The 21629-nt window shown below is 53.6% G+C and carries 21 protein-coding genes; 8 read left to right on the top strand and 13 right to left on the bottom strand.

All coding sequences use genetic code 11. The annotated features are described in order from the left end of the window. Window positions 1–67: 67 nt before the first annotated feature. Window positions 68–1750 (top strand): AsmA family protein, encoded by a 1683-nt coding sequence (locus tag HMPREF0201_RS21395; protein ID WP_039898990.1) that lies wholly within the window; start codon window positions 68–70, stop codon window positions 1748–1750. 16 nt (window positions 1751–1766) lie between these two features. Here HMPREF0201_RS21395 and fabY read toward each other — a convergent pair whose 3' ends face one another. The 5 genes from fabY to typA all read right to left on the bottom strand — a co-directional run bounded on the left by fabY (window position 1767) and on the right by typA (window position 6625). Next, complete coding sequence (gene fabY / locus HMPREF0201_RS21390) at window positions 1767–2708, bottom strand: fatty acid biosynthesis protein FabY (protein ID WP_016538865.1); 942 nt, start codon at window positions 2706–2708, stop codon at window positions 1767–1769. A 38-nt stretch (window positions 2709–2746) separates the two neighbouring features. Beyond that, complete coding sequence (dtd, locus tag HMPREF0201_RS21385; RefSeq protein ID WP_016538864.1) at window positions 2747–3184, bottom strand: D-aminoacyl-tRNA deacylase; 438 nt, start codon at window positions 3182–3184, stop codon at window positions 2747–2749. Further along, on the bottom strand, window positions 3181–4053 hold the full coding sequence (locus tag HMPREF0201_RS21380; protein ID WP_016538863.1) for a virulence factor BrkB family protein: 873 nt from the start codon (window positions 4051–4053) through the stop codon (window positions 3181–3183). The genes dtd and HMPREF0201_RS21380 overlap by 4 nt, the downstream gene beginning before the upstream one ends. Further along, the gene (gene yihX, locus HMPREF0201_RS21375) at window positions 4050–4646 is read right to left on the bottom strand and encodes a glucose-1-phosphatase (RefSeq protein ID WP_016538862.1); all 597 of its coding nucleotides are present in this window, start codon (window positions 4644–4646) and stop codon (window positions 4050–4052) included. Before yihX ends, HMPREF0201_RS21380 begins: the two co-directional genes overlap by 4 nt. A 152-nt stretch (window positions 4647–4798) precedes the next feature. Beyond that, window positions 4799–6625, bottom strand: coding sequence for a ribosome-dependent GTPase TypA (gene typA / locus HMPREF0201_RS21370; protein WP_016538861.1), 1827 nt, complete (start codon window positions 6623–6625; stop codon window positions 4799–4801). Window positions 6626–7001: 376 nt separating this feature from the next. Here typA and glnA point away from each other — a divergent pair, with 376 nt between their 5' ends. From glnA to glnG, 3 genes are all read left to right on the top strand, one after another. Then, window positions 7002–8411 (top strand): glutamate--ammonia ligase, encoded by a 1410-nt coding sequence (gene glnA / locus HMPREF0201_RS21365; protein WP_016538860.1) that lies wholly within the window; start codon window positions 7002–7004, stop codon window positions 8409–8411. 137 nt (window positions 8412–8548) lie between these two features. Then, complete coding sequence (gene glnL, locus HMPREF0201_RS21360) at window positions 8549–9598, top strand: nitrogen regulation protein NR(II) (protein WP_016538859.1); 1050 nt, start codon at window positions 8549–8551, stop codon at window positions 9596–9598. Between the two features lie 8 nt (window positions 9599–9606). Next, window positions 9607–11022: a nitrogen regulation protein NR(I) gene (gene glnG / locus HMPREF0201_RS21355; RefSeq protein WP_016538858.1), complete on the top strand. Its 1416-nt coding sequence runs from the start codon at window positions 9607–9609 to the stop codon at window positions 11020–11022. A 54-nt stretch (window positions 11023–11076) separates the two neighbouring features. Here glnG and hemN read toward each other — a convergent pair whose 3' ends face one another. Next, window positions 11077–12450 (bottom strand): oxygen-independent coproporphyrinogen III oxidase, encoded by a 1374-nt coding sequence (gene hemN, locus HMPREF0201_RS21350; RefSeq protein WP_016538857.1) that lies wholly within the window; start codon window positions 12448–12450, stop codon window positions 11077–11079. A gap of 190 nt (window positions 12451–12640) precedes the next feature. Next, window positions 12641–13153 (bottom strand): Der GTPase-activating protein YihI, encoded by a 513-nt coding sequence (gene yihI, locus HMPREF0201_RS21345; protein WP_016538855.1) that lies wholly within the window; start codon window positions 13151–13153, stop codon window positions 12641–12643. A gap of 194 nt (window positions 13154–13347) precedes the next feature. On the opposite strand from yihI, the gene yihA reads away from it, so the two are divergent. After that, window positions 13348–13983 carry a ribosome biogenesis GTP-binding protein YihA/YsxC gene (yihA, locus tag HMPREF0201_RS21340; RefSeq protein WP_016538854.1) on the top strand — a complete coding sequence of 212 codons (636 nt, stop codon included), beginning with the start codon at window positions 13348–13350 and terminating at the stop codon, window positions 13981–13983. 81 nt (window positions 13984–14064) lie between these two features. On the opposite strand, the gene spfP is transcribed toward yihA, so the two are convergent. From spfP to HMPREF0201_RS23135, 3 genes are all read right to left on the bottom strand, one after another. After that, window positions 14065–14112 (bottom strand): small protein SpfP, encoded by a 48-nt coding sequence (spfP, locus tag HMPREF0201_RS23575; protein WP_071892919.1) that lies wholly within the window; start codon window positions 14110–14112, stop codon window positions 14065–14067. Window positions 14113–14276: 164 nt separating this feature from the next. After that, window positions 14277–17063 carry a DNA polymerase I gene (polA, locus tag HMPREF0201_RS21335; protein ID WP_039898988.1) on the bottom strand — a complete coding sequence of 929 codons (2787 nt, stop codon included), beginning with the start codon at window positions 17061–17063 and terminating at the stop codon, window positions 14277–14279. Between the two features lie 247 nt (window positions 17064–17310). Further along, a complete protein-coding gene (locus HMPREF0201_RS23135; protein ID WP_157056728.1) occupies window positions 17311–17469 on the bottom strand; it encodes a hypothetical protein in 159 nt (52 codons plus the stop codon). A 40-nt stretch (window positions 17470–17509) separates the two neighbouring features. Between HMPREF0201_RS23135 and HMPREF0201_RS21330 the strand changes: the two genes are divergently transcribed. After that, window positions 17510–18418 carry an acyltransferase gene (locus HMPREF0201_RS21330; RefSeq protein WP_016538852.1) on the top strand — a complete coding sequence of 303 codons (909 nt, stop codon included), beginning with the start codon at window positions 17510–17512 and terminating at the stop codon, window positions 18416–18418. Between the two features lie 14 nt (window positions 18419–18432). On the opposite strand, the gene dsbA is transcribed toward HMPREF0201_RS21330, so the two are convergent. The 3 genes from dsbA to HMPREF0201_RS21315 form a co-directional block, all read right to left on the bottom strand. Next, window positions 18433–19056 carry a thiol:disulfide interchange protein DsbA gene (dsbA, locus tag HMPREF0201_RS21325; protein ID WP_016538851.1) on the bottom strand — a complete coding sequence of 208 codons (624 nt, stop codon included), beginning with the start codon at window positions 19054–19056 and terminating at the stop codon, window positions 18433–18435. Between the two features lie 27 nt (window positions 19057–19083). Continuing rightward, window positions 19084–20070 (bottom strand): serine/threonine protein kinase, encoded by a 987-nt coding sequence (locus HMPREF0201_RS21320; protein ID WP_016538850.1) that lies wholly within the window; start codon window positions 20068–20070, stop codon window positions 19084–19086. Between the two features lie 76 nt (window positions 20071–20146). Then, window positions 20147–20416 carry a YihD family protein gene (locus HMPREF0201_RS21315; protein ID WP_016538849.1) on the bottom strand — a complete coding sequence of 90 codons (270 nt, stop codon included), beginning with the start codon at window positions 20414–20416 and terminating at the stop codon, window positions 20147–20149. Between the two features lie 74 nt (window positions 20417–20490). Between HMPREF0201_RS21315 and mobA the strand changes: the two genes are divergently transcribed. Further along, the gene (gene mobA / locus HMPREF0201_RS21310) at window positions 20491–21072 is read left to right on the top strand and encodes a molybdenum cofactor guanylyltransferase MobA (protein WP_039898985.1); all 582 of its coding nucleotides are present in this window, start codon (window positions 20491–20493) and stop codon (window positions 21070–21072) included. Further along, window positions 21057–21581 carry a molybdopterin-guanine dinucleotide biosynthesis protein MobB gene (mobB, locus tag HMPREF0201_RS21305; protein ID WP_016538847.1) on the top strand — a complete coding sequence of 175 codons (525 nt, stop codon included), beginning with the start codon at window positions 21057–21059 and terminating at the stop codon, window positions 21579–21581. The genes mobA and mobB overlap by 16 nt, the downstream gene beginning before the upstream one ends. The last annotated feature ends 48 nt before the right edge of the window (window positions 21582–21629 follow it).

The raw sequence follows: 21629 nt of genomic DNA, 5'->3' as shown, positions 1-21629 counted from the left end.
CCTTCCTTGAGCTAAAGCGGTAAATGGGGCATAACACCCTTACCGAAACTTCATGGGACGGAAGACAATGAAATTTCTCGGAAAGCTAATTCTTGCTCTGCTCGGCCTGGTGATTCTGGCGCTGGTCGCCTTTTATATTTTGTTGCAGACCCGCTGGGGCGCGAGCCAAATCAGCAGTTGGGTGAATGAAAAGAGCCAGTATCACCTCTCGTTTAATGAGATGGAGCACAGCTGGTCTTCTCCCACTCATCTGGTGTTTCATAACGTCACATTTGGCCGGTCCGGCCAGCCCGCCACGCTGGTGGCAAAGAATGTGGATATTGGGCTGAGCACGCGCCAGTTCTCACAACCCTTCTACGTTGACACCATTTTTCTGCAACAGGGCACGCTAAACCTCAGCGCCAGCGCCGTTCCGCTGCCTCTGGATGCGGACAAGCTCCAGCTTCAGGATATGGCTATTAACAGCCCGGGCAGCGAATGGAGCCTCAGCGCACAGCGCGTAGAGGGCGGCGTCTCTCCGTGGCAACCGGAAGCGGGCAAGGTTCTCGGAAATAAAGCCAATATCGCCTTTAGCGCTGGCTCGCTGACGCTCAACGGCATAAACGCCAGCAATGTATTGCTCCAGGGGGCGCTGGACAACGATCGGGTAACGCTGACGACTATCGGGGCGGATGTTGCTCGCGGCTCCCTGACGGGGAGCGCACACCGTAACGCCGATGGCTCCTGGCAGGTTGGCAGCCTTCGGCTCAACGATATTCGACTGCAAACCGCCTCGTCGCTCACCGATTTTCTCGCGCCGGTCACGTCGGTTCCTTCTCTCAAAATAGATCGGCTGGAAATCACCGATGCCCGTCTGGAAGGAAAAGAGTGGGCGGTAAACGACCTGGCTCTCAGCTTGCGCAATCTCACGCTGGCCAACGGTGGCTGGCAGAGCGATGACGGCCAGCTATCGATGAACGCCAGCGAATTTATTAACGGCTCTCTGCATTTGCAGGATCCGATTGTGAATGTCGATTTTGCTCCAGAGGGCGCCACGCTGCGCCAGTTCAGCTCGCGCTGGGAAGGCGGCCTGGTTCGTGCTTCCGGCCAGTGGCTGCGTGACGGCAACCGGGCTCTGGTGGACGAAGCCGTGATTAGCGGTCTCGAATATACTCTTCCAGCAAACTGGAAGGCGCTGTGGATGGAGAAACTGCCTGACTGGCTGAGTTCTGTGACGGTGAAAAAATTCTCGGCTAACCGCAACCTGATTATTGATATCGATGCTAACTGGCCGTTCCAGCTAACCGGGCTTGACGGAACGGCCACCAATATTGAGCTGGTGCGGGAGCATCAGTGGGGAATTTGGGCGGGCAATGCGTCGTTCAATGCCGCCGCCGCGACGTTTAATCGCGTTGATGTCCGCCGCCCGTCCATTTCGCTGAATGCCAGCCAGAATCAAATTGCGATAAACGAGATTAGCGCCTTTACCGGTAAAGGATTACTCGAGGCAACGGCAAACGTGAGCCAGACGCCTCAGAGGGCGGTGAGCGTTAACCTGAAGGGCCAGAGCGTACCGGTTAACGTGCTTCAGGCATGGGGCTGGCCTGCGCTGCCGCTCGAGGGTGACGGTAATTTACAGCTCTCGGCAAGCGGAAATCTGGCGGCAGACGCGGCCCTGAAGCCGAGCGTTAACGGGAGCCTGAAGGCCACCGATGCCGGTGGGAAACAAATCCAGCAAACGATGCATAACGGAGTAGTCCCCGGCGCATAAACTGCGCGCCGGATGTTTATTCCTCTTCGTTGCCGCCCTCTTCCAGAGGGCCGAACGGTTTGGCGGGCAGCACCATGTAAACGCCCTCAAATACCGCGCCGAGGGTGTCATTGCCGTAGAGTTCGACTTCCAGCACGACCCGAGCTCTGCGGCCACGAGCCAGCCTGTCGAGATCGCCGCTTAACGATCCCAGGCTCGCACTCGCCCCCGGTTTTCCGGAGATCGGTTTGCTATAACGGATATGTGCGTCGGCCAGAATAATGGTGCCGCCAAGATGGCGCTCACGAAGCATCAGCCAGATAAGCCCCCAGCCGGTTAAAGTGGCCAGCGAAAACAAACTGCCAGCAAACAGCGTATGGTGCGGGTTTTGGTTGCCGGTTTCCGGCATGGTGGTAATAAATTTCTGCCCGGTGTACTGCTGAATGCGCACGCCCATTTTTTCGCTAAGCGGGATATGCTCATACCAGGCCTGCTGAAGCTGGCCACACCAGTCCGCGCGATGCAAAATATCGTCAAGCGTCGCTACCGGCTTAATCATCAGAAAGTGGCGCACCGGCGTGGTTTGCGGCGTGGTAATTTCGCCCTGATTGACGAAGCCCAGCTTGGCGAAAAATGCGACCGCGTCTTCCCGGGCGCTACAGGTTACGCGCTTAACGCCCTCCTGACGTGCAACGGACTCCAGCGTCATCGCCACCAGCGTGCCCAGCCCCTTATCCTGAACCGAAGGATGCACCGCCATAAAGCGGATAGCCGCTTCGTTATCGGCGTTAATATAGAGGCGGCCTACCGCAACGGTATTGCCCTCTTCATCCACCACCATTTGATGATGCGCCATCGCATCCCATGCGTCTCGCTCGGAGCCTTTTGGCTGATGCAGCGGTTTACGCAGCATCTCCCAACGGAACTGGTAATAACGGTCGAGTTCTTCTTCTGTTTGGGGCACACGGAGGTGATACATACATTGCTCTCTCGTTGCGCGGGCCGGGTGGCGAAGGTTTACACCTGCAGCCAGAACGTCACCGGCCCATCATTAATTAGCGAAACCTGCATATCGGCGGCAAAGCGCCCGGTTGAGGTTTCAATCCCCTGCTGTTTGCAGCGCTCAACAAAGTATTCATAAAGGGCCTCAGCCAGCTGTGGTGCCGCCCCTCCGGAGAAGCTCGGGCGCATACCGCGCTCGGTATCTGCCGCCAGGGTGAATTGAGAAACCACCAGCAGGCTGCCTCCCGCCTGCTGAACGTTCAGGTTCATTTTGCCCTGCTCGTCGCTGAAAATTCTGTAGCCCAGCACCCGCTCGCAGAGGCGGTTGGCTTTTTGCTCGTTATCTTCTTTTTCGACACCCAACAAGACTAAAAGTCCGGGGCCGATTTCGCCCGTCACCTCACCCTCCACGGTGACGCTGGCACGGGTTACGCGCTGAATTAATGCAATCATGGTTGTTCCAGTTCTTCCTGCTCTGCCTGTTGCCGCAAGTGGCGATAGTCGCCCAGCGTGGCGGTAATTTCCGCGCCCAGCAACACAATACACCAGGTCCAGTAGACCCAGACAAATAATATGGGGATCACCGCCAGCACGCCGTAAATCAGCTGGTATGACGGAAACATTGTGATGTAGAGGGCAAAGCCTTTTTTACCCAGTTCAAACAGCAGCGCGGCGACCAGCGAACCTATCATGGCATCCTTTGCCGGTACGCTGGTGGTCGGCACAAGGCTGTAGAGTAGCCAGAATGAGAGCCAGGAGAGCAGCAGCGGAAAGACGCGTAATACCTCGTCCAGGACGCTATTCAGCTCGGAAGCCCAGCGCAGGGAGAGCAGATATGAGCTGATAGCCAGGCTGGCCCCGGCCAGCAGCGGCCCGAGCGTAAGGATCATCCAGTAAATGGCAAACGAGTAAACTTTTGGCCGAGCACGCTTGCTACGCCAGATGGTATTCAGGGCGCTGTCTACGGCATACATCAGCAGCAATGAGGTGACGATCAGCCCAATTGCGCCAACGGCGGTCATTTTGTTGGAGTTGGCAACGAACTGTTCAATATAGCGCTGAATAACGTCGCCCGTTGCCGGCATAAAGTTAGTAAAAATAAAGTGGCGCAGCTGGACGCTGATATCGGCAAACATCGGAAATGCGGCAAACAGCGCAAAAACCACCGCCACCAGCGGGACCAAAGAAAGTAGCGAGACGTAGGCAAGGTTACCCGCCAGCGTAGTCATATTGTCCTGGTCGATGCGCTGCCAGAGCAGTTTTGCCCAGGCCAACAGAGGCCGGAGGCGATGAGTGGTTTTGCGATGAACCCTTTTTATCATGCTTTTTTGCTGAACCAGTCGGGGATGGTATTTTTATCGGTCACCAAAATAGAGGTGATACCAAGCTTCTGCGCGCCGTTGATGTTATCGACGTTATCGTCAAAAAATACCGCCTTATCAGCCGCAAAGCCCTCTTCTTCCAGCACCTTGAGATAAATTTCCGCATCAGGCTTACGCATGCCCATCTCCTGGGAGAGATAGATCTTATCCGCCGACTGGGCAACTTCCGGGTACTCATCCGGCCAGAAGCCGGTATGCAGGCGGTTGGTATTGGAGAGCACCACCACGCGATGGCCCTGCTCGCGCAGCGTCTGCATCACGGTAATCGTCTCTTTACGCAGCCCGACGAAGATGGCCTGCCAGCCCGCGGCAAACTGCTCGTAGCTCAGCGCAACATCCATTTCATGGCACAGCCTTTCGGCAAAAACTTCATCGGTAATCTGCCCGCGCTCGTGCTGATGGAAGGTCTCTCCCATTGCAAAGCTCTTTTGCAGGTTGGCTAACGGCACCCGGCTGTAATCACTCCAGACGCCAAGCACTCGATTAAAGTCGATATCAACGATGACGTTACCTAAATCAAAGATATACAGCATGCGCACCTCCTTTCCGACATGGAGAAATAACTGTAGCGGGAAAGGGCGGCTTTGACTATCAGAGGAAGGCGAGGATGAGCATTCTGCGAGACATAAAACAAAAAAAGCCCCGCCTTTTCAGGCAGGGCTTCACTTGACGTCAGAAAAGAAACTTAAGCTTCTTTGCTGCCACGGCCCGCACGTTTGCGGTCGTTTTCAGTCAGATGGCGCTTACGAATACGCACGGACAGCGGAGTAACCTCTACCAGTTCGTCGTCATCGATGAACTCCAGAGCCTGCTCCAGGGTCATTTTCTGAGCTGGAACCAGGGTGGTCGCTTCGTCAGTACCGGAAGCACGCATGTTGGTCAGTTTCTTACCGGTCAGGCAGTTTACAGTCAGGTCGTTAGAACGACTGTGAATACCGATGATCTGGCCTTCATAAACTTCAGCACCGTGGCCCAGGAACAGCTTACCGCGATCTTGTAAACCGTACAGAGCAAACGCAACCGCTTTACCCTGACCGTTAGAGATCAGTACGCCGTTCTGACGCTGGCCCACTTCGCCCTGACGGATATCGTCATAGTGGCTGAAGGTGGAGTACAGCAGACCGGTACCGGAAGTCATGGTCATGAATTCGTTACGGAAGCCAATCAAACCACGGCTTGGGATAACGTAATCAAGACGCACGCGGCCTTTGCCGTCCGGATTCATGTTTTTCAGGTCGCCTTTACGCTCACCGAGTGCCTGCATCACAGAACCCTGATGCTGCTCTTCGATATCCAGCGTCACGTTCTCGAATGGCTCTTGTTTACGGCCATCGATTTCGCGGAAGATAACTTTCGGACGGGATACCGCCAGCTCGAAACCTTCACGACGCATGTTTTCGATAAGAACGGAAAGGTGCAGTTCGCCACGACCGGATACGCGGAATGCATCCGCATCTTCGGTTTCTTCAACGCGCAGTGCAACGTTGTGTACCAGCTCTTTGTTCAGACGGTCCAGAATCTGACGAGAGGTCACGAACTTACCTTCTTTACCGCAGAACGGAGAGGTATTTACGTTGAAGAACATGGAAACGGTTGGCTCATCTACGGACAGCGCCGGCAGCGCTTCAACATTTTGCGGGTCGCAAATGGTGTCGGAGATGTTCAGCTCGCCCAGGCCGGTGATGGCGATGATATCGCCCGCTTCGGCTTCGGTAGACTCGATACGCTCCAGGCCCAGGTGGGTCAGAACTTTACCGACTTTACCGTTACGGGTTTTCCCTTCGCTATCAATGATAGTGATCTGCTGGTTTGGCTTCACTTTGCCGCGTTTGATGCGGCCGATGCCGATAACGCCAACATAGTTGTTGTAGTCCAGCTGGGAAATTTGCATCTGCAGCGGACCATCACGGTCAACGCTTGGCGCCGGTACGCGATCGACAATAGCCTGGTACAGCGGGGTCATGTCCGCCGCCATATCATTGTGATCCATACCCGCGATGCCGTTCAGCGCGGATGCATAAATAATTGGGAAGTCGAGCTGCTCGTCTGTCGCATCCAGGTTAACGAACAGGTCGAAGACCTGATCAACAACCCAGTCAGGACGCGCGCCAGGACGGTCAACTTTGTTGATAACCACGATCGGCTTCAAACCATGGGCAAACGCCTTCTTGGTTACGAAGCGCGTCTGCGGCATTGGGCCATCCATTGCGTCAACCACCAGCAGAACGGAGTCTACCATGGACATTACGCGTTCAACTTCACCACCGAAGTCGGCGTGCCCAGGGGTATCAACGATGTTGATACGGTAGTCATTCCATTTGATAGCGGTGTTTTTAGCGAGGATGGTAATCCCACGCTCTTTCTCCAAATCGTTGGAGTCCATCACGCGTTCAGTAGCTTCAGCACGTTCGTTACTGAAAGTACCGGATTGCTGCAGCAGCTTATCAACCAGGGTAGTTTTACCATGGTCAACGTGCGCGATGATGGCGATATTACGCAGATTTTCGATCACAACTTTGCCTCAGGCATTAGAAATAGCGCGTTATTGTACACGTATTAATCGAAGGACAGAACAGGATCACAAAGAACCTTTACAAACAATGTAGAAAGTAAGGGTTTGTGATCGCTTTCACGGAGCTAAAAAGGGAGCCATAACGTAAATTGCACCAATATGGTGCTCTGGCATGATGCTGAGGCACTATATTGGTGCAATTTATTCATCCTGGTGCAGCCCTTTTGCACTATGGTGTGCATGATAGCGCCTTTTTAGGGTGATTTAAAAGTTGGCACAGATTTCGCTTTAAAGATTTTATGGCGAAAAGCCACATTAAGAAGTGTTTGATTACCTCGTACCACGACGACAACGACCAATCCGGGAGAGTTTAAGTATGTCCGCTGAACACGTTTTGACGATGCTGAATGAGCATGAAGTGAAGTTTGTCGATCTGCGTTTTACCGATACCAAAGGTAAAGAACAGCACGTCACTATTCCTGCTCATCAGGTAAATGCTGACTTCTTCGAAGAAGGCAAAATGTTTGACGGCTCCTCGATTGGTGGCTGGAAAGGTATCAACGAATCCGACATGGTGCTGATGCCTGACCCAACTAGCGCCGTGATTGACCCGTTCTTCGCGGACTCTACCCTGATTATCCGCTGCGACATTCTCGAGCCAGGCACCATGCAGGGCTACGACCGTGACCCGCGTTCCATCGCGAAACGCGCTGAAGACTACCTGCGCGCTACCGGCATCGCAGACACCGTTCTGTTCGGGCCAGAGCCAGAGTTCTTCCTGTTCGACGACATTCGCTTCGGCAGCTCCATCTCCGGCTCCCACGTTGCTATCGATGATATCGAAGGCGCATGGAACACCGGCACCAAATACGAAGGCGGCAACAAAGGTCACCGTCCTGCTGTTAAAGGCGGTTACTTCCCGGTTCCACCGGTTGACTCCGCGCAGGACCTGCGTTCTGCTATGTGTCTGACCATGGAGCAGATGGGCCTGGTTGTTGAAGCTCACCACCACGAAGTGGCAACTGCTGGTCAGAACGAAGTGGCTACCCGCTTCAACACCATGACCAAGAAAGCAGACGAAATTCAGATCTACAAATATGTCGTACATAACGTTGCTCACGCCTACGGCAAAACCGCGACCTTCATGCCAAAACCAATGTTTGGCGATAACGGTTCCGGCATGCACTGCCACATGTCCCTGTCCAAGAACGGCGTTAACCTGTTCTCCGGCGACAAATATGCTGGCCTGTCTGAGCAAGCGCTGTACTACATCGGCGGCGTAATCAAACACGCTAAAGCGATTAACGCCCTGGCTAACCCGACCACCAACTCCTACAAGCGTCTGGTCCCGGGTTATGAAGCACCGGTTATGCTGGCTTACTCCGCCCGTAACCGTTCTGCCTCTATCCGTATTCCTGTCGTAGCGTCCCCGAAAGCACGTCGTATCGAAGTGCGCTTCCCGGACCCGGCTGCTAACCCGTACCTGTGCTTTGCAGCGCTGCTGATGGCTGGTCTTGACGGTATCAAGAACAAAATCCATCCGGGCGAAGCAATGGACAAAAACCTGTACGACCTGCCGCCGGAAGAAGCAAAAGAGATCCCACAAGTTGCTGGCTCTCTGGAAGAAGCACTGAACGCGCTGAACGAAGACCGCGAGTTCCTGACCGCGGGCGGCGTATTCACCGACGACGCTATCGATGCTTACATCGCACTGCGTACCGAAGAAAACGACCGCGTGCGTATGACTCCGCACCCGGTAGAGTTTGAGCTGTACTACAGCGTCTAATTGAAGTTGTTTTTTGTTGCCGTGGAAACTTTAGCCCATCTTCGGATGGGCTTTTTTCTCCACCAGAATCCCCTGTGACGCTGCTTTTTGTCACCCAAACACTATAATGCACTAAAACGGTGCACGGAGACTGCTGTATGGCAACTGGCGCGCTGCCCGATGCTGGGCAGATTCTGAACTCTCTTATCAACAGCATCCTGCTGGTGGATGACGAGCTGGCGGTGCATTACGCCAACCCTGCGGCTCAGCAACTGCTGGCGCAAAGCTCACGTAAGCTGTACGGCACGCCGCTGCCCGATCTGTTGAGCTATTTCTCTTTGAATATTGCCGTTATGCAGGAAAGCCTGATGGCTGGTCAGGGCTTCACCGATAACGAAGTGACGCTGGTGATAGATAGCCGCTCGCATATTCTTTCCCTGACGGCGCAAAGGCTGCCCGAAGGGTACATCCTGATGGAAATGGCGCCGATGGATAACCAGCGTCGTTTAAGCCAGGAACAGCTACAGCACGCACAGCAGATTGCCGCCCGAGATTTAGTGCGTGGGCTGGCGCATGAGATTAAAAACCCGCTTGGCGGGCTGCGTGGGGCGGCACAGCTGCTAAGTAAGGCGCTGCCGGATCCGTCGCTGGCGGAATACACCAAAGTTATTATCGAGCAGGCCGACAGGCTACGAAACCTTGTCGATAGGCTGCTGGGGCCGCAGCAGCCCGGTATGCACGTCACCGAAAGCATTCACAAAGTCGCCGAGCGCGTTGTGAAACTGGTGTCGATGGAACTACCGGCTAACGTCACGCTGGTGCGGGATTACGACCCCAGCCTGCCTGAGTTTGCACATGATCCCGACCAGATAGAACAGGTTCTGCTGAACATCGTGCGTAATGCGCTGCAGGCGCTGGGCAGCGAAGGAGGCGAGATAGTCTTGCGCACCCGTACCGCCTTCCAGCTAACGCTGCACGGCACGCGCTATCGGCTGGCAGCAAGAATTGATATTGAAGATAACGGCCCGGGTATCCCGGCTCATCTGCAGGATACGTTGTTCTATCCGATGGTCAGCGGACGAGAAGGCGGCACCGGACTGGGGCTTTCTATAGCGCGCAGCCTTATCGATCAGCATTCGGGCAAAATCGAATTCAACAGTTGGCCGGGTCATACCGAATTTTCGGTTTACCTGCCTATTCGGAAGTAGAGGTCTTTATGCAACGAGGGATAGTTTGGGTCGTTGACGACGATAGCTCAATCCGCTGGGTGCTTGAGCGCGCGTTAACCGGGGCCGGGTTAAGTTGCACCACCTTTGAAAGTGGCAATGAGGTGCTGGACGCCCTTGCCACCAAAACCCCGGATGTTTTGCTGTCGGATATTCGCATGCCCGGCATGGACGGTCTTGCGCTGCTGAAACAGATTAAACAGCGCCATCCGATGCTTCCGGTCATCATAATGACGGCACATTCTGATTTAGATGCCGCGGTTAGCGCCTATCAACAGGGCGCTTTCGACTACCTGCCAAAACCGTTTGATATCGATGAAGCCGTGGCGCTGGTAGAGCGCGCTATTAGCCATTATCAGGAGCAACAGCAGCCGCGTAACACCCCGGCAAGCGGGCCAACTACCGATATCATCGGTGAAGCGCCTGCGATGCAGGACGTTTTTCGTATTATCGGCCGCCTGTCGCGCTCCTCCATCAGCGTGCTGATCAACGGTGAATCAGGCACCGGTAAAGAGCTGGTTGCTCATGCCCTGCATCGCCATAGCCCACGGGCTAAATCACCGTTTATCGCACTCAACATGGCGGCTATCCCCAAAGATTTGATCGAGTCTGAGCTGTTCGGTCATGAAAAAGGGGCCTTCACCGGGGCTAACCAGATCCGTCAGGGACGCTTTGAACAGGCCGACGGCGGCACGCTGTTCCTCGATGAAATCGGCGATATGCCGCTGGACGTACAAACCCGCCTGCTGCGCGTGCTGGCCGACGGCCAGTTCTACCGGGTTGGCGGCTATGCCGCGGTAAAAGTAGACGTGCGCATCATCGCGGCGACCCACCAGAACCTTGAACTGCGCGTGCAGGAAGGCAAATTCCGTGAGGACTTGTTCCACCGCCTGAACGTTATCCGCGTGCATTTACCGCCGCTACGTGAACGCCGGGAAGATATTCCCCGGCTGGCTCGCCACTTCCTGCAGGTGGCCGCCCGCGAACTGGGCGTAGAAGCCAAGCTCCTGCATCCTGAGACGGAAAATGCCTTAACCCGCCTTGCCTGGCCGGGCAACGTGCGCCAGCTGGAGAATACCTGCCGCTGGTTAACCGTGATGGCCGCGGGCCAGGAAGTGCTGATTCAGGACCTGCCGAGCGAGCTGTTTGAGACCACCGTGGCCGAGAGCGGCGGCGTGGCGCAAACCAATCCCGATAGCTGGGCTATGCTGCTGGCTCAGTGGGCGGAGAGAGCGCTTCGTTCAGGGCACCAGGACCTGCTTTCAGAAGCGCAGCCGGAGATGGAGCGAACGCTGCTGACTACCGCGCTACGCCACACTCAGGGGCATAAACAGGAAGCGGCCCGCCTGCTGGGCTGGGGACGAAATACGCTGACTCGTAAGCTAAAAGAGCTGGGAATGGAGTAGCGCTTCAGCGCTTTGCGAAGGGTAAAATAACGGCGGGGCTAAACCCCGCCGTTTTTATATCACGCGTGAGAACTGCTGGAGGCGAGCTTTTTGCCGCAGGTAAGTATCAAAGCACATGCAGATGTTGCGAATCAGCAAACGCCCCTTTCCGCTCACCTTAATTCCCTGTTCGTCCAGCTCCACCAGCCCGTCTTTCGCCAGCGGCGCCAGCAGGCGCAGGTCTTCGGCAAAATAGTCGGCAAAGTTTAGCGACCAGAGCTGTTCAATCTCAGCAAAGTTGAGCTGGAAATTGCAGATAAGCGCCTTAATCACGTCGCGACGAATACAATCATCACGCGTTAAGGCAAGCCCACGCCACAGCCCGTTGCCCCGCTCGTCCACCTGCTGATAATACTGCTTAAGTTCTTTCTGATTCTGGGCGTAACAATCGCCAATCATGCTGATGGCCGAGACGCCAAGCCCCAGCAGGTCGGTATCGCCCTGGGTGGTGTAGCCCTGGAAATTACGGTGCAGTTTGCCTTCACGCTGGGCAATCGCCAGTTCGTCATCCGGGCGGGCAAAGTGATCCATGCCGATAAACTGGTAACCCGATCCCGTTAGCGAAGCGATGGTTTCCTGGAGAATATCCAGCTTCTGCTGGGCGCTCGGCAGATCGGCATCTTTAATCTTGCGCTGGGCGGCAAACAACGTTGGCAAGTGGGCGTAGTTAAAGACGCTAAGCCGGTGCGGGCTAAGCTCCGCGACGCGTTTCAGCGTAAAGGCGAAGCTTTCCGGGGTTTGCTTTGGCAGGCCGTAAATCAGGTCAATGTTGGTTGAGGTAAAGCCCAGCTCTCTGGCGCGCTTGATAAGAGCGAAGATAAACTCTTCGTCCTGCTCGCGGTTTACCAGGCGCTGCACCTCTTTGTTGAAGTCCTGAACGCCCATGCTCAGGCGGGTGAACCCTTCCTGGCGCAGGTGATCCAGCACGTCGAGTTCGATTTCTCGCGGGTCAACTTCAATCGATAACTCGGCATCGCTATTAAAGCTGAAATGCGTGCGCAGGAGCGCCATCAGGCGGCTGATTTGCGCTTTACTCAGATAAGTCGGCGTCCCGCCGCCCCAGTGCAGCTGGCTGACATGGCGGCCTTTAAACAGCGGTGCGCGATGGATAATTTCCTGCTCCAGCGCGTCCAGATATTGGTCAGCCTTGTGCTGCTGCCGGGTAACAATCTTGTTGCAGCCGCAGAAATAGCAAAGCTTGTGGCAAAACGGGATATGCACGTAAAGCGAGAGCGGGCGCTCCGGGTAACGGGCAACCGCCTGCAAAAACTCCGGCTCGCCGAAAGCTTCAGAGAACTCCAGCGCGGTCGGGTAAGAGGTGTAACGTGGCCCTGAATAATTATATTTCTGGATCAGGGCCAGATCCCAGTCGATTAACTGCTCAGACATACTCACTCCTTGCGGTGATGTCGCCGGCGCCGACGAGGCGAAGGAGGCCCGCTCATTCCACGAGCCATCGCCCTTCGCCGCAGCGAATTCTGCAGCCGCGACAGCCGCCGTAGTTTAACGAATAACCACAGCAGATAACACACCAGCGGAATAACCATAATAAGAACAGGTAATCCCATGGGAGTAACCTTTAGTTACCGCCCTTGAGCAGACGCATTAAATCGTCGGCTTTCTCTTCTTCCTCTTCATCGTCTTCCCAGGCGATGCCGAGCTCGGCCATCAGGGCATCGATGCGGTCCAGCTTCGCATCAACCCATGACTGCTCTTCTTTACTCAGGGTTTCGCCCGCTTCCAGACGTTCCAGCAGCCCGTCCAGGCGCTCATCGTTTTCCAGCATATCCAGCTCAGCCTGTGGTGTTAGCATAGGTTTCTCGCTCTTCGGTTTGTGCTGTTTAGCGACCGGTGGTGCTTCGGTTACGCCCAGTTGAATCGGTTTTTTACTGCCAATACGCGGGTCTTTAGTCTTACCTGCGGATTTGCCGCCCTGCGCCTGGCTTTCACCATTTGCGCGGCTGCCAGCCGCGTGACCGCGGTGTTTTTTCTGACGTTTACGCTCACGCGCTTCCTGATCTACTTCTTCACGCGATTTACGGCGTACTTTTGCCGGTTTTTTGCCCTGCGGCGCTGCATTTTGTTGCTTCATAATAAGTCGTCTTAAGCCATTTTATTCAGTATAGAATTGCGGCGGAATCTAGCAGAAAGCAAGCAAAGAAAAAAGGCGACAGGTTAACCAGCCGTCATTTTCTTCATCTTGTTCCTCTTCTGGCGAGAAACACGGCGTTTTCTGCTCGTTCAGGTATAATCCCCGGCAAATGATTACCTGACGGGGACACCGTTGTGAAAAACTGGAACTACCAACTGACTAAGTTCGTGCTCAGCGCACCGGACATTCGCCATCTTCCTTCTGATACCGGTATTGAGGTTGCTTTCGCAGGCCGCTCTAACGCGGGTAAATCCAGCTCACTGAATACGCTGACCAATCAGAAAGGCCTTGCGCGTACCAGTAAAACGCCTGGGCGTACTCAGCTTATCAACCTGTTTGAAGTGGCAGAAGGCAAGCGTCTGGTGGATTTACCGGGCTACGGTTATGCCGAAGTGCCTGAAGAAGTGAAGCACAAATGGCAGCGCGCGCTGGGAGAATACCTGCAAAAGCGCAACAGCCTGAAAGGGCTGGTCGTATTGATGGACATCCGCCATCCGCTTAAAGATCTCGATCAGCAAATGATCCAGTGGGCCGTCGCCAGCAATATTGAGGTGATGGTGCTGTTAACCAAAGCGGACAAGCTGGCGTCAGGCGCACGCAAAGCACAGCTCAATATGGTGCGTGAAGCCGCGCTGGCGTTTGGCGGTAATATTGAGATTGAAGCGTTTTCTTCCCTGAAGAAAATCGGCGTTGATAAGCTGCGCCTCAAGCTGGACAGCTGGTACAACGACCTTCCGCCGGCGGTAGAAGAAGACGCGGCTGAAGAGTAATCACGAAGCACGGCTGAGGCCGTGTTTTTTTTCGCCCAATAAAAAACGCCCCAGTCATTTCTGACTGGGGCGGCTAAATATTCAGCCAAATCCGATTACGTGAAGTAAAAGGTCTGAAAGATAGAACATCTTACCTCTGTACCCTACGCGAATAACTCTACTCCTTTTTAATCGCTCAAAAAAGCATTTTTTGTAGTTTTTTTTCACTTTTTGCATCACATTCTTGAACCATCATCACAAAAAGCTATGACTTATGTTGCTTAGTTACAAAAACGTGATCTGAGCTTTTAGCATTAATGTGCCTGATCCCAGTTTTTACCGCTGCCCACTTCCACCAGCAGCGGCACGTCGAGCGCCATACTGCTTTCCATCAGCTCGTGGATTTTCCGGGAGACGGCTTCCACATCGTCCTGATGTACTTCAAACACCAGTTCATCGTGTACCTGCATGATCATTTTCACCCGCGGCTTGTCCGCCAGCAGCCAGGCATCCACGGCTATCATCGCTCGTTTGATAATATCCGCCGCCGTTCCCTGCATTGGGGCGTTGATGGCCGCTCGCTCTGCACCTGCACGGCGGGCACCGTTGCTGGAGCTGATATCCGGCAGGTATAAGCGACGACCATCCAGGGTTTCAACGTAGCCTTTATCTTTTGCCTGCGCCCGCGTGCGCTCCATGTACTCAAGCACGCCCGGGTAGCGTTCAAAGTAGAGATCCATATATTTCTGGGACTCTTTACGCGGGATGTTGAGCTGGCGGGAGAGGCCAAACGCGCTCATGCCGTAAATCAGGCCAAAGTTAATGGCCTTGGCGCTCCGGCGCTGCTCGCCGGTTACGCTTTCCAGCGGTAGCCCGAAGACTTCAGCGGCGGTAGCGCGGTGAATGTCTTTCCCTTCTGCAAAGGCGGTTAGCAGGCCTTTATCGCGGGAGAGATGAGCCATAATACGCAGCTCAATCTGAGAGTAGTCCGCAGAGAGGATCACGTAATCCTCAGGCGCAATAAAGGCCTGGCGGATGCGGCGACCTTCTTCGTTGCGTACCGGAATATTTTGCAGATTCGGGTCGGTTGAAGACAGACGACCGGTTGCCGTAACGGCCTGATGATAAGAGGTATGCACACGCCCGGTTTTTGGGCTAATCATCAGCGGCAGTTTATCGGTATAGGTGGACTTCAACTTGGCAAGCCCGCGGTATTCGAGGATAACTTTTGGCAGCGGGTAGTCCAGCGCCAGCTCTTCAAGCACTTCTTCTGACGTAGAAGGTGCCCCGCCCGGCGTTTTCTTCAGGGGTTTAATACCCTGCTTCTCAAACAGAATCGTTTGCAGCTGCTTGGTGGAGGAGAGATTGAACTCCTCACCGGCAATCTCATGAGCCTTCAGCTCCAGCTCGGCCAGGCGTTTGGTTAATTCCAGGGAATGCGCGTGCAGGATAGCCGGATCGATTTTAACGCCGTTGCGCTCAATGCGGGAAATCACCGGCACCAGCGGCATTTCAACGTTTTTAAAGATATTCAGAGGACCTTCGGTCTTCTCAAGCTTCGGCCACATTTTCAGGTGCAGCTGGAGAGTAACGTCGGCATCTTCCGCCGCATAGCGCCCGGCAGTTTCCAGGTCTATCTGGTTGAAGGTCAGCTGTTTTTTGCCTTTACCGGCAATCTCTTCAAACGAGATGGTTTTATGCTTCAGCCAGCGGTCGGCGAGGCTGTCCATATCGTGGCGGCCAGCAACGCTGTCCAGCGTGTAGGATTCAAGCATGGTGTCAAAAGCAATGCCGCGCAGCTCAATGCCGTAGTTCTGCATGATGCCGCGGTCATACTTCAGGTTTTGCCCAACCTTCAGCGCTTTTTCGTCTTCCAGCAGCGGCTTCAGCAACTCAAGAGCACGCTCGCGGGAAATCTGATCCGGGGCATCAAGGTAGTCATGTGCCACAGGGATGTAGCAGGCAACGCCCGGTTCGGTGGCAAAGGAAAGTCCGACCAGGTTGGCGCTGATGTTGTCCAGGCTGTCGGTTTCGGTATCGAAGGCAAAAAGCGGCGCTTTTTTCAGGCGCTCAATCCATTCCACCAGCACTTTCTCATCGAGGATCGTGACGTAGTTGTCATAAGAGAGCTGGCTGGCTGGCTCTTCCGGTTCGGCCTCAATTTCGATAGTTTTCTGCGGCTGAGCGGCTGGTTTTGCGCCTTTAGCCTGCATCCATTTACCGTTTTCAACGTCGGTTATCCAACGTTTAAACTCATACTGCTTAAACAGCCCCAACAGCTCTTCTGCCGCCGGCTGCTGGACTTCAAGCTGCTCACAGCCCAGCTCCAGCTCAACGTCGGTTTTAATCGTCGCCAGCTTGTAGGAGAGGTAGGCCAGCTCTTTGCTTTGCTCAAGCTTCGCCGCCATGGTTTTAGCACCGCGGAAAGAAAGCTCGGCAATTTTTTCCGGGTTTGCATAAAGCGTGTCCAGACCACCAAGCCCCTGCAGCAGCGCCTGGGCGGTCTTTTCACCCACGCCGGGAACGCCGGGGATGTTATCCGACGAATCGCCCATCAGAGCCAGGAAATCGATGATCAGTTCCGGCGGCACGCCGTATTTGGTCTGAACTTCTTCAGGCCCCAGAATCGTGTTGGTCATGGTGTTAATCAGCGTAACGCCCGGCGTTACCAGCTGCGCCATGTCTTTATCACCGGTGCTGATAAGCACCGGACGGCCGACTTTTTCAGCCTCCAGCGCCAGCGTACCGATAACGTCATCAGCCTCAACGCCGGATACCGCCAGCAGTGGCAGCCCCATGGCTTTGACCATCGCGTGGAGCGGCTCAATCTGCGCTCTCAGATCGTCCGGCATCGGCGGGCGATGCGATTTATAGTCTTCAAATAGCTCATCACGGAACGTTTTGCCTTTGGCATCAAACACCACCGCCGCGTGCGTAGGCTGGTATTGCAGAATCAGGCTACGCAGCATGTTAAGCACGCCGTACATTGCCCCCGTTGGCTCTCCACGGCTGTTCGTCAGCGGTGGAAAGGCGTGATATGCCCGGTAAAGGTAGGAGGAGCCATCAACGAGGATAAGCGGGTTGTCTGCGATCTGGACCATAGTGTTCCGTTCCATGCCTGTGATTAATTTATTGTTCAAGGATGCCATAGCCTGAACAAAAACATGAACTATTGGCAGCAATATGCTGAAAAGAATTCGTAGTTTGGGCGATCCTGCGCAGGATCAATGCTGTGGATAAGTTTGTGCATATTTTTTTAGCTTATGCACTCCATAAAATGATCCTTCTCTGGAAAATATTAAATGCTTATAATTTTCATAAAGTTAACTAAATGATAGTTTAGCCGCACTAAATAGGCAGTGGATCGTTTGATGTGGATATATACTCAGACGAGCCACAACTGGCGAGAGTTTGTTCTGCCGCGAAAAGCAACGGATTAAAATCCTTTTCATTTGCCGAGCCGCCATTAGGGGTTTCTGATAAAATTTGCCGCTTATTGTCGTTCATACCAGCATCTCCACTATTCTAACCTTCTGAAATATTATTTATGTCGAGATTACTCGCAGCGCTCACCCTGACTTTAAGTGTTGTGCTGACTATTTTGCTCACGGTCGCCTGCTCCGTTCCGATCATTATTGCCGGGATCGTTAAGCTGCTATTACCCGTTCCGGCCATCTGGCGTTCGATCTCGGCATTTGCTGACTTTATGATGTATTGCTGGTGCGAAGGACTGGCGCTGCTGTTACGCCTCAACCCTTATTTAAAATGGGATGTGGAAGGTCTGGAAGGGCTGAGTAAAAAGAACTGGTATCTGCTGATTTGTAACCATCGCAGCTGGGCCGATATCGTTATTCTGTGCGTGCTGTTCCGCAAGCATATTCCGATGAATAAATACTTTCTTAAACAGCAGCTTGCCTGGGTTCCTTTTATGGGGCTGGCCTGCTGGGCGCTGGATATGCCTTTTATGAAGCGCTATTCGCGAGCCTATTTGCTACGCCATCCGGAACGCCGGGGTAAAGATGTGGAAACCACTCGCCGCTCCTGCATGAAATTTCGCTCGCACCCTACAACTATCGTGAATTTTGTCGAAGGCTCGCGCTTCACGCCACAAAAGCAGACTCAGACTCGCTCAGCTTTTAACTACCTGCTGCCACCAAAAGCGGCCGGTATAGCGATGGCGATGGGCGTATTAGGAAAGCAGTTCGACAAGATGCTGAACGTTACGCTGTGCTATCCAGAAAATGTATCATCACCGTTCTACGATATGCTCTCAGGAAAGATGACGAGAATTGTGGTGAGGATTTCGCTGGTGCCGATTAGCGAAGAGCTGCACGGTGATTACGTTAACGATAAGAATTTTAAACGCCGTTTTCAGCTGTGGCTTAATACGCTGTGGAGTGAAAAAGATGGGCAGCTTGAACAGCTACATGCTGGAGGTAAAAAAGCCGGTCAATGACCGGCTTTTCCTTATTATTTCTTCTCGACCAGGTATTTCACCGTGTCGGCATACTGCTGAACAAAGATATCCATGCTGCTGGTATCCATGCCCTGCATATTCAGCTGATATTTACCGTTAACGTACATAGCCGGTACGCCCTGCAGCTGAAGATCGGCAGCCGCTTTCTCCTGCTGAGCGACCAGGGATTTCACCACGAAGCTGTTCCACGCCGCGTCATACTCTTCCGGCTTCACGCCAGCGTCGATAAACACTTTACGGATATCGGCATCGTTCTGCACGGTCTGGCTTTTCTGCACGGCTTCAAACATTGGGGAGGTGATTTTATCTTCCACACCCAGCGCCATTGCAACGGCCCACGCCTGAGTCAGGTCTTTGCCCAACGGGCCAAGGAACTCGACGTGGTATTTGGTCATTTTGGTGCCTTCCGGCAGCTTTTTCTTCACGTTATCAGAAACATGAAGAACCTGTTCGAACTGATAGCAGTGTGGGCAATAGAAAGAGAAAAACTCTAATACCTGCGGCTCACCGGTAGCCGGCTTGTCCAGGGTAACGTACTGTTTACCGTCGGTAAACTGTGCTGCAGATGCGCTAAATGCCAGGATCATGCCCGCCAGCGCCAGCCAAATCTTCTTCATAATCAACTCTCTCCTGAATTTTACTGATTAATACATTGGCGTTAATTGTAATGGAGGTTCACGCAGAACCCGGACCTGCTCTAGATATGTTGCAGTTTGTCTTCTCCAGAAATCCTCCTCGCTAAACCACGGGAAGTTTCGGGGGAATGCGGGGTCATCCCAGCGCCGCATTAGCCACGCGAGATAGTAAACAATACGCATAGCGCGTAACGGTTCGATAAGAGCCAGCTCGCCCGTATCAAACGGGGAGAACTCTTCGTAGGCCTCAATGATGGTTTCCAGCTGTATGCGCTGTTCGGCTTTATCGCCGTTAAGCAGCATCCAGATATCCTGTACTGCCGGGCCGTTGCGGGCATCATCCAGGTCAACGAACAGCGGCCCGTCGCGCCAAAGAATATTGCCCGGATGGCAGTCGCCGTGCAGGCGAAGTGGCTCAAAGTCAGCGTTCCAGCAGCGTTTTACTTCCTCTATTAACGAGTCAGTCGCTATCAGGAACTCTTTCTTAAGCGCTGCGGGAATAAGCTTACTTTGCTCGAACAGCTCGCGAGGCTGGAAAAGGTATTCATCCAGCCCGATGCCAGGCCGATGCTGAAACAGCTTCTGCCGACCCGTTTGATGAATGCGCCCCAGATAACGACCAACCCACTCCATCTGATCGAGATTATCAGTTTCATACTGACGACCGCCCAGGCTTGGGAAGACGGCAAACATAAAACCCTGATGCTGCAACAGGGTTTTGCCGGCAAAACGCAGAGGGGCAGCTAAAGGAACTTCGTCGGCCTGCAATTCCAGCGCAAATTGATGCTCTTCTTCAATTTGCTCAGGTGACCAGCGATGAGGACGATAGAACTTCACCACGAAGCGCTGGCGATCTTCATCCTGGAACTGGTAGACGCGGTTCTCAAAGCTGTTTAAAGGCGTTAGCCCCGAATCCACCCTTATACCCTGTTCAAATAGGGCATCAATGATGGTATCCGGGTGTAGAGTCTGGAAATTAAAAGCGCTGTCTGTCATCCCGGCAACCGGAAGTAAATACGAATACTTCAGGATAACATTTCAAAACCGCTTAAGTGCCCCGACTTACAAGCTTTTACTCTTTAATTACTCCACGAGCCCGCAGCAGGGCCGTTTTAAAGTCCATTTCATAATCTTTTTTAAGACCAGGAATGGCTTCATCTTTTGCAGAATCACGCATTTTCAGGTGATAGATCAGCACATCGTCGGTGAGATCGGTAAGTTCACCGTTATAGCCTGACTCGCTGGCGAGTTTCTGTAAGAATTGTATCAGGTTAAGATCTGGCTCCTTCTGCCATGCGGGCTGAAGCAGTTCAAGAAGTTCGTTGAGGCGCTTACATTTCATGTTGGTGTTCCCTTATCACATGCGAGAAGCAACACGTTAGCAGGCTCAAACCCACATTAAAAGAGGCGATATTGGTGCAGAGATTAACTGAGATAACGGGTGTCGTATTGGCCGGCGGCCGGGGAAGCAGAATGGGCGGGAAGGATAAGGGGTTAGCCCTGCTAAACGGCAAGCCTCTTTTTCTCTATGTCCTGCAAGCCTTAGCCCCGCAGGTCGGCAATGTCGTTATTAGCGCCAACAGGAATATCGAAACTTACCGCGAGCAGAACGTTCGCGTAATTGAGGATTCATTAGCAGACTATCAGGGGCCTCTGGCCGGTATGCTAGCCGTTATCGAGGCCGTTGAAAGCGATTGGCTATTATTCTGCCCCTGCGACACGCCAAATATTCCCTACGACCTGGCTCTGCGCCTTTGGCAGGCACGCGGCAACTCGCTGGCAGTCTGGGCCAATGACGGCCAACGAGATCACCCTGGCGTCACTCTGATTCATCGCTCGCTACGTTCATCTCTGAGCGAGTATTTGCGCTCCGGAGAAAGGCGAGTGATGCAGTTTTTACTTAGTGCTGGCGGGCATGCAGTTATTTTCAATAACGATAAAGCCAGCTTTGCCAACATCAACACGCCAGATGAGCTATCCCAATGGCAAAAAAACTAACTAAACCCCCTTTACTGGCAATTGCTGCCTGGAGTGGGACAGGAAAAACCACCCTGCTCAGGCAATTAATCCCTCTTTTACTCGCGAGAGGCATCCGCCCGGGGCTGATAAAACATACTCACCACGATATGGATGTCGATAAACCCGGCAAGGACAGCTATGAGCTTCGTAAGGCCGGCGCGGCCCAAACCATAGTCGCGAGCCAGAAGCGCTGGGCATTGATGACTGAAACACCAGAAGAACCGGAGTTAAACCTGGACTATCTGGTTTCAAGAATGGACGCCAGCATGCTGGATCTGGTACTGGTTGAGGGTTTTAAGCATGAACCGGTAGCGAAAATAGTGCTTTATCGGAGTGAAACGGGGCACAGTACTGAAGATCTGGAGCTCGATCGGCATGTTATCGCCGTAGCCAGCGACGTCACGCTGCCGGCCCCGGTACCAGGTCTTGATCTCAATGACCCGGAAATGATTGCTGATTTCATTCTTGACTGGATAAAACAGCAGTAGAGGATAATAGAAGGTGCCGCAAAGTGGCATTTTTACTGTCTTATAAGA

The organism is Cedecea davisae DSM 4568 (assembly GCF_000412335.2).
Taxonomy (GTDB): domain Bacteria; phylum Pseudomonadota; class Gammaproteobacteria; order Enterobacterales; family Enterobacteriaceae; genus Cedecea; species Cedecea davisae.
This window is presented reverse-complemented; position numbering and strand designations above follow the sequence as displayed.

What these genes read in the sequence shown, in the direction of transcription:
- dtd (WP_016538864.1), bottom strand. Translation starts at nt 3,184, where the DNA reads ATGATTGCATTAATTCAGCGCGTAACCCGTGCCAGCGTCACCGTGGAG.
- HMPREF0201_RS21395 (WP_039898990.1), top strand. Translation starts at nt 68, where the DNA reads ATGAAATTTCTCGGAAAGCTAATTCTTGCTCTGCTCGGCCTGGTGATT.
- mobB (WP_016538847.1), top strand. Translation starts at nt 21,057, where the DNA reads ATGGCAAAAAAACTAACTAAACCCCCTTTACTGGCAATTGCTGCCTGG.
- fabY (WP_016538865.1), bottom strand. Translation starts at nt 2,708, where the DNA reads ATGTATCACCTCCGTGTGCCCCAAACAGAAGAAGAACTCGACCGTTAT.
- glnG (WP_016538858.1), top strand. Translation starts at nt 9,607, where the DNA reads ATGCAACGAGGGATAGTTTGGGTCGTTGACGACGATAGCTCAATCCGC.
- hemN (WP_016538857.1), bottom strand. Translation starts at nt 12,450, where the DNA reads ATGTCTGAGCAGTTAATCGACTGGGATCTGGCCCTGATCCAGAAATAT.
- glnL (WP_016538859.1), top strand. Translation starts at nt 8,549, where the DNA reads ATGGCAACTGGCGCGCTGCCCGATGCTGGGCAGATTCTGAACTCTCTT.
- polA (WP_039898988.1), bottom strand. Translation starts at nt 17,063, where the DNA reads ATGGTCCAGATCGCAGACAACCCGCTTATCCTCGTTGATGGCTCCTCC.
- HMPREF0201_RS23135 (WP_157056728.1), bottom strand. Translation starts at nt 17,469, where the DNA reads ATGAACGACAATAAGCGGCAAATTTTATCAGAAACCCCTAATGGCGGC.
- yihX (WP_016538862.1), bottom strand. Translation starts at nt 4,646, where the DNA reads ATGCTGTATATCTTTGATTTAGGTAACGTCATCGTTGATATCGACTTT.
- glnA (WP_016538860.1), top strand. Translation starts at nt 7,002, where the DNA reads ATGTCCGCTGAACACGTTTTGACGATGCTGAATGAGCATGAAGTGAAG.
- HMPREF0201_RS21315 (WP_016538849.1), bottom strand. Translation starts at nt 20,416, where the DNA reads ATGAAATGTAAGCGCCTCAACGAACTTCTTGAACTGCTTCAGCCCGCA.
- HMPREF0201_RS21320 (WP_016538850.1), bottom strand. Translation starts at nt 20,070, where the DNA reads ATGACAGACAGCGCTTTTAATTTCCAGACTCTACACCCGGATACCATC.
- HMPREF0201_RS21380 (WP_016538863.1), bottom strand. Translation starts at nt 4,053, where the DNA reads ATGATAAAAAGGGTTCATCGCAAAACCACTCATCGCCTCCGGCCTCTG.
- HMPREF0201_RS21330 (WP_016538852.1), top strand. Translation starts at nt 17,510, where the DNA reads ATGTCGAGATTACTCGCAGCGCTCACCCTGACTTTAAGTGTTGTGCTG.
- yihI (WP_016538855.1), bottom strand. Translation starts at nt 13,153, where the DNA reads ATGAAGCAACAAAATGCAGCGCCGCAGGGCAAAAAACCGGCAAAAGTA.
- dsbA (WP_016538851.1), bottom strand. Translation starts at nt 19,056, where the DNA reads ATGAAGAAGATTTGGCTGGCGCTGGCGGGCATGATCCTGGCATTTAGC.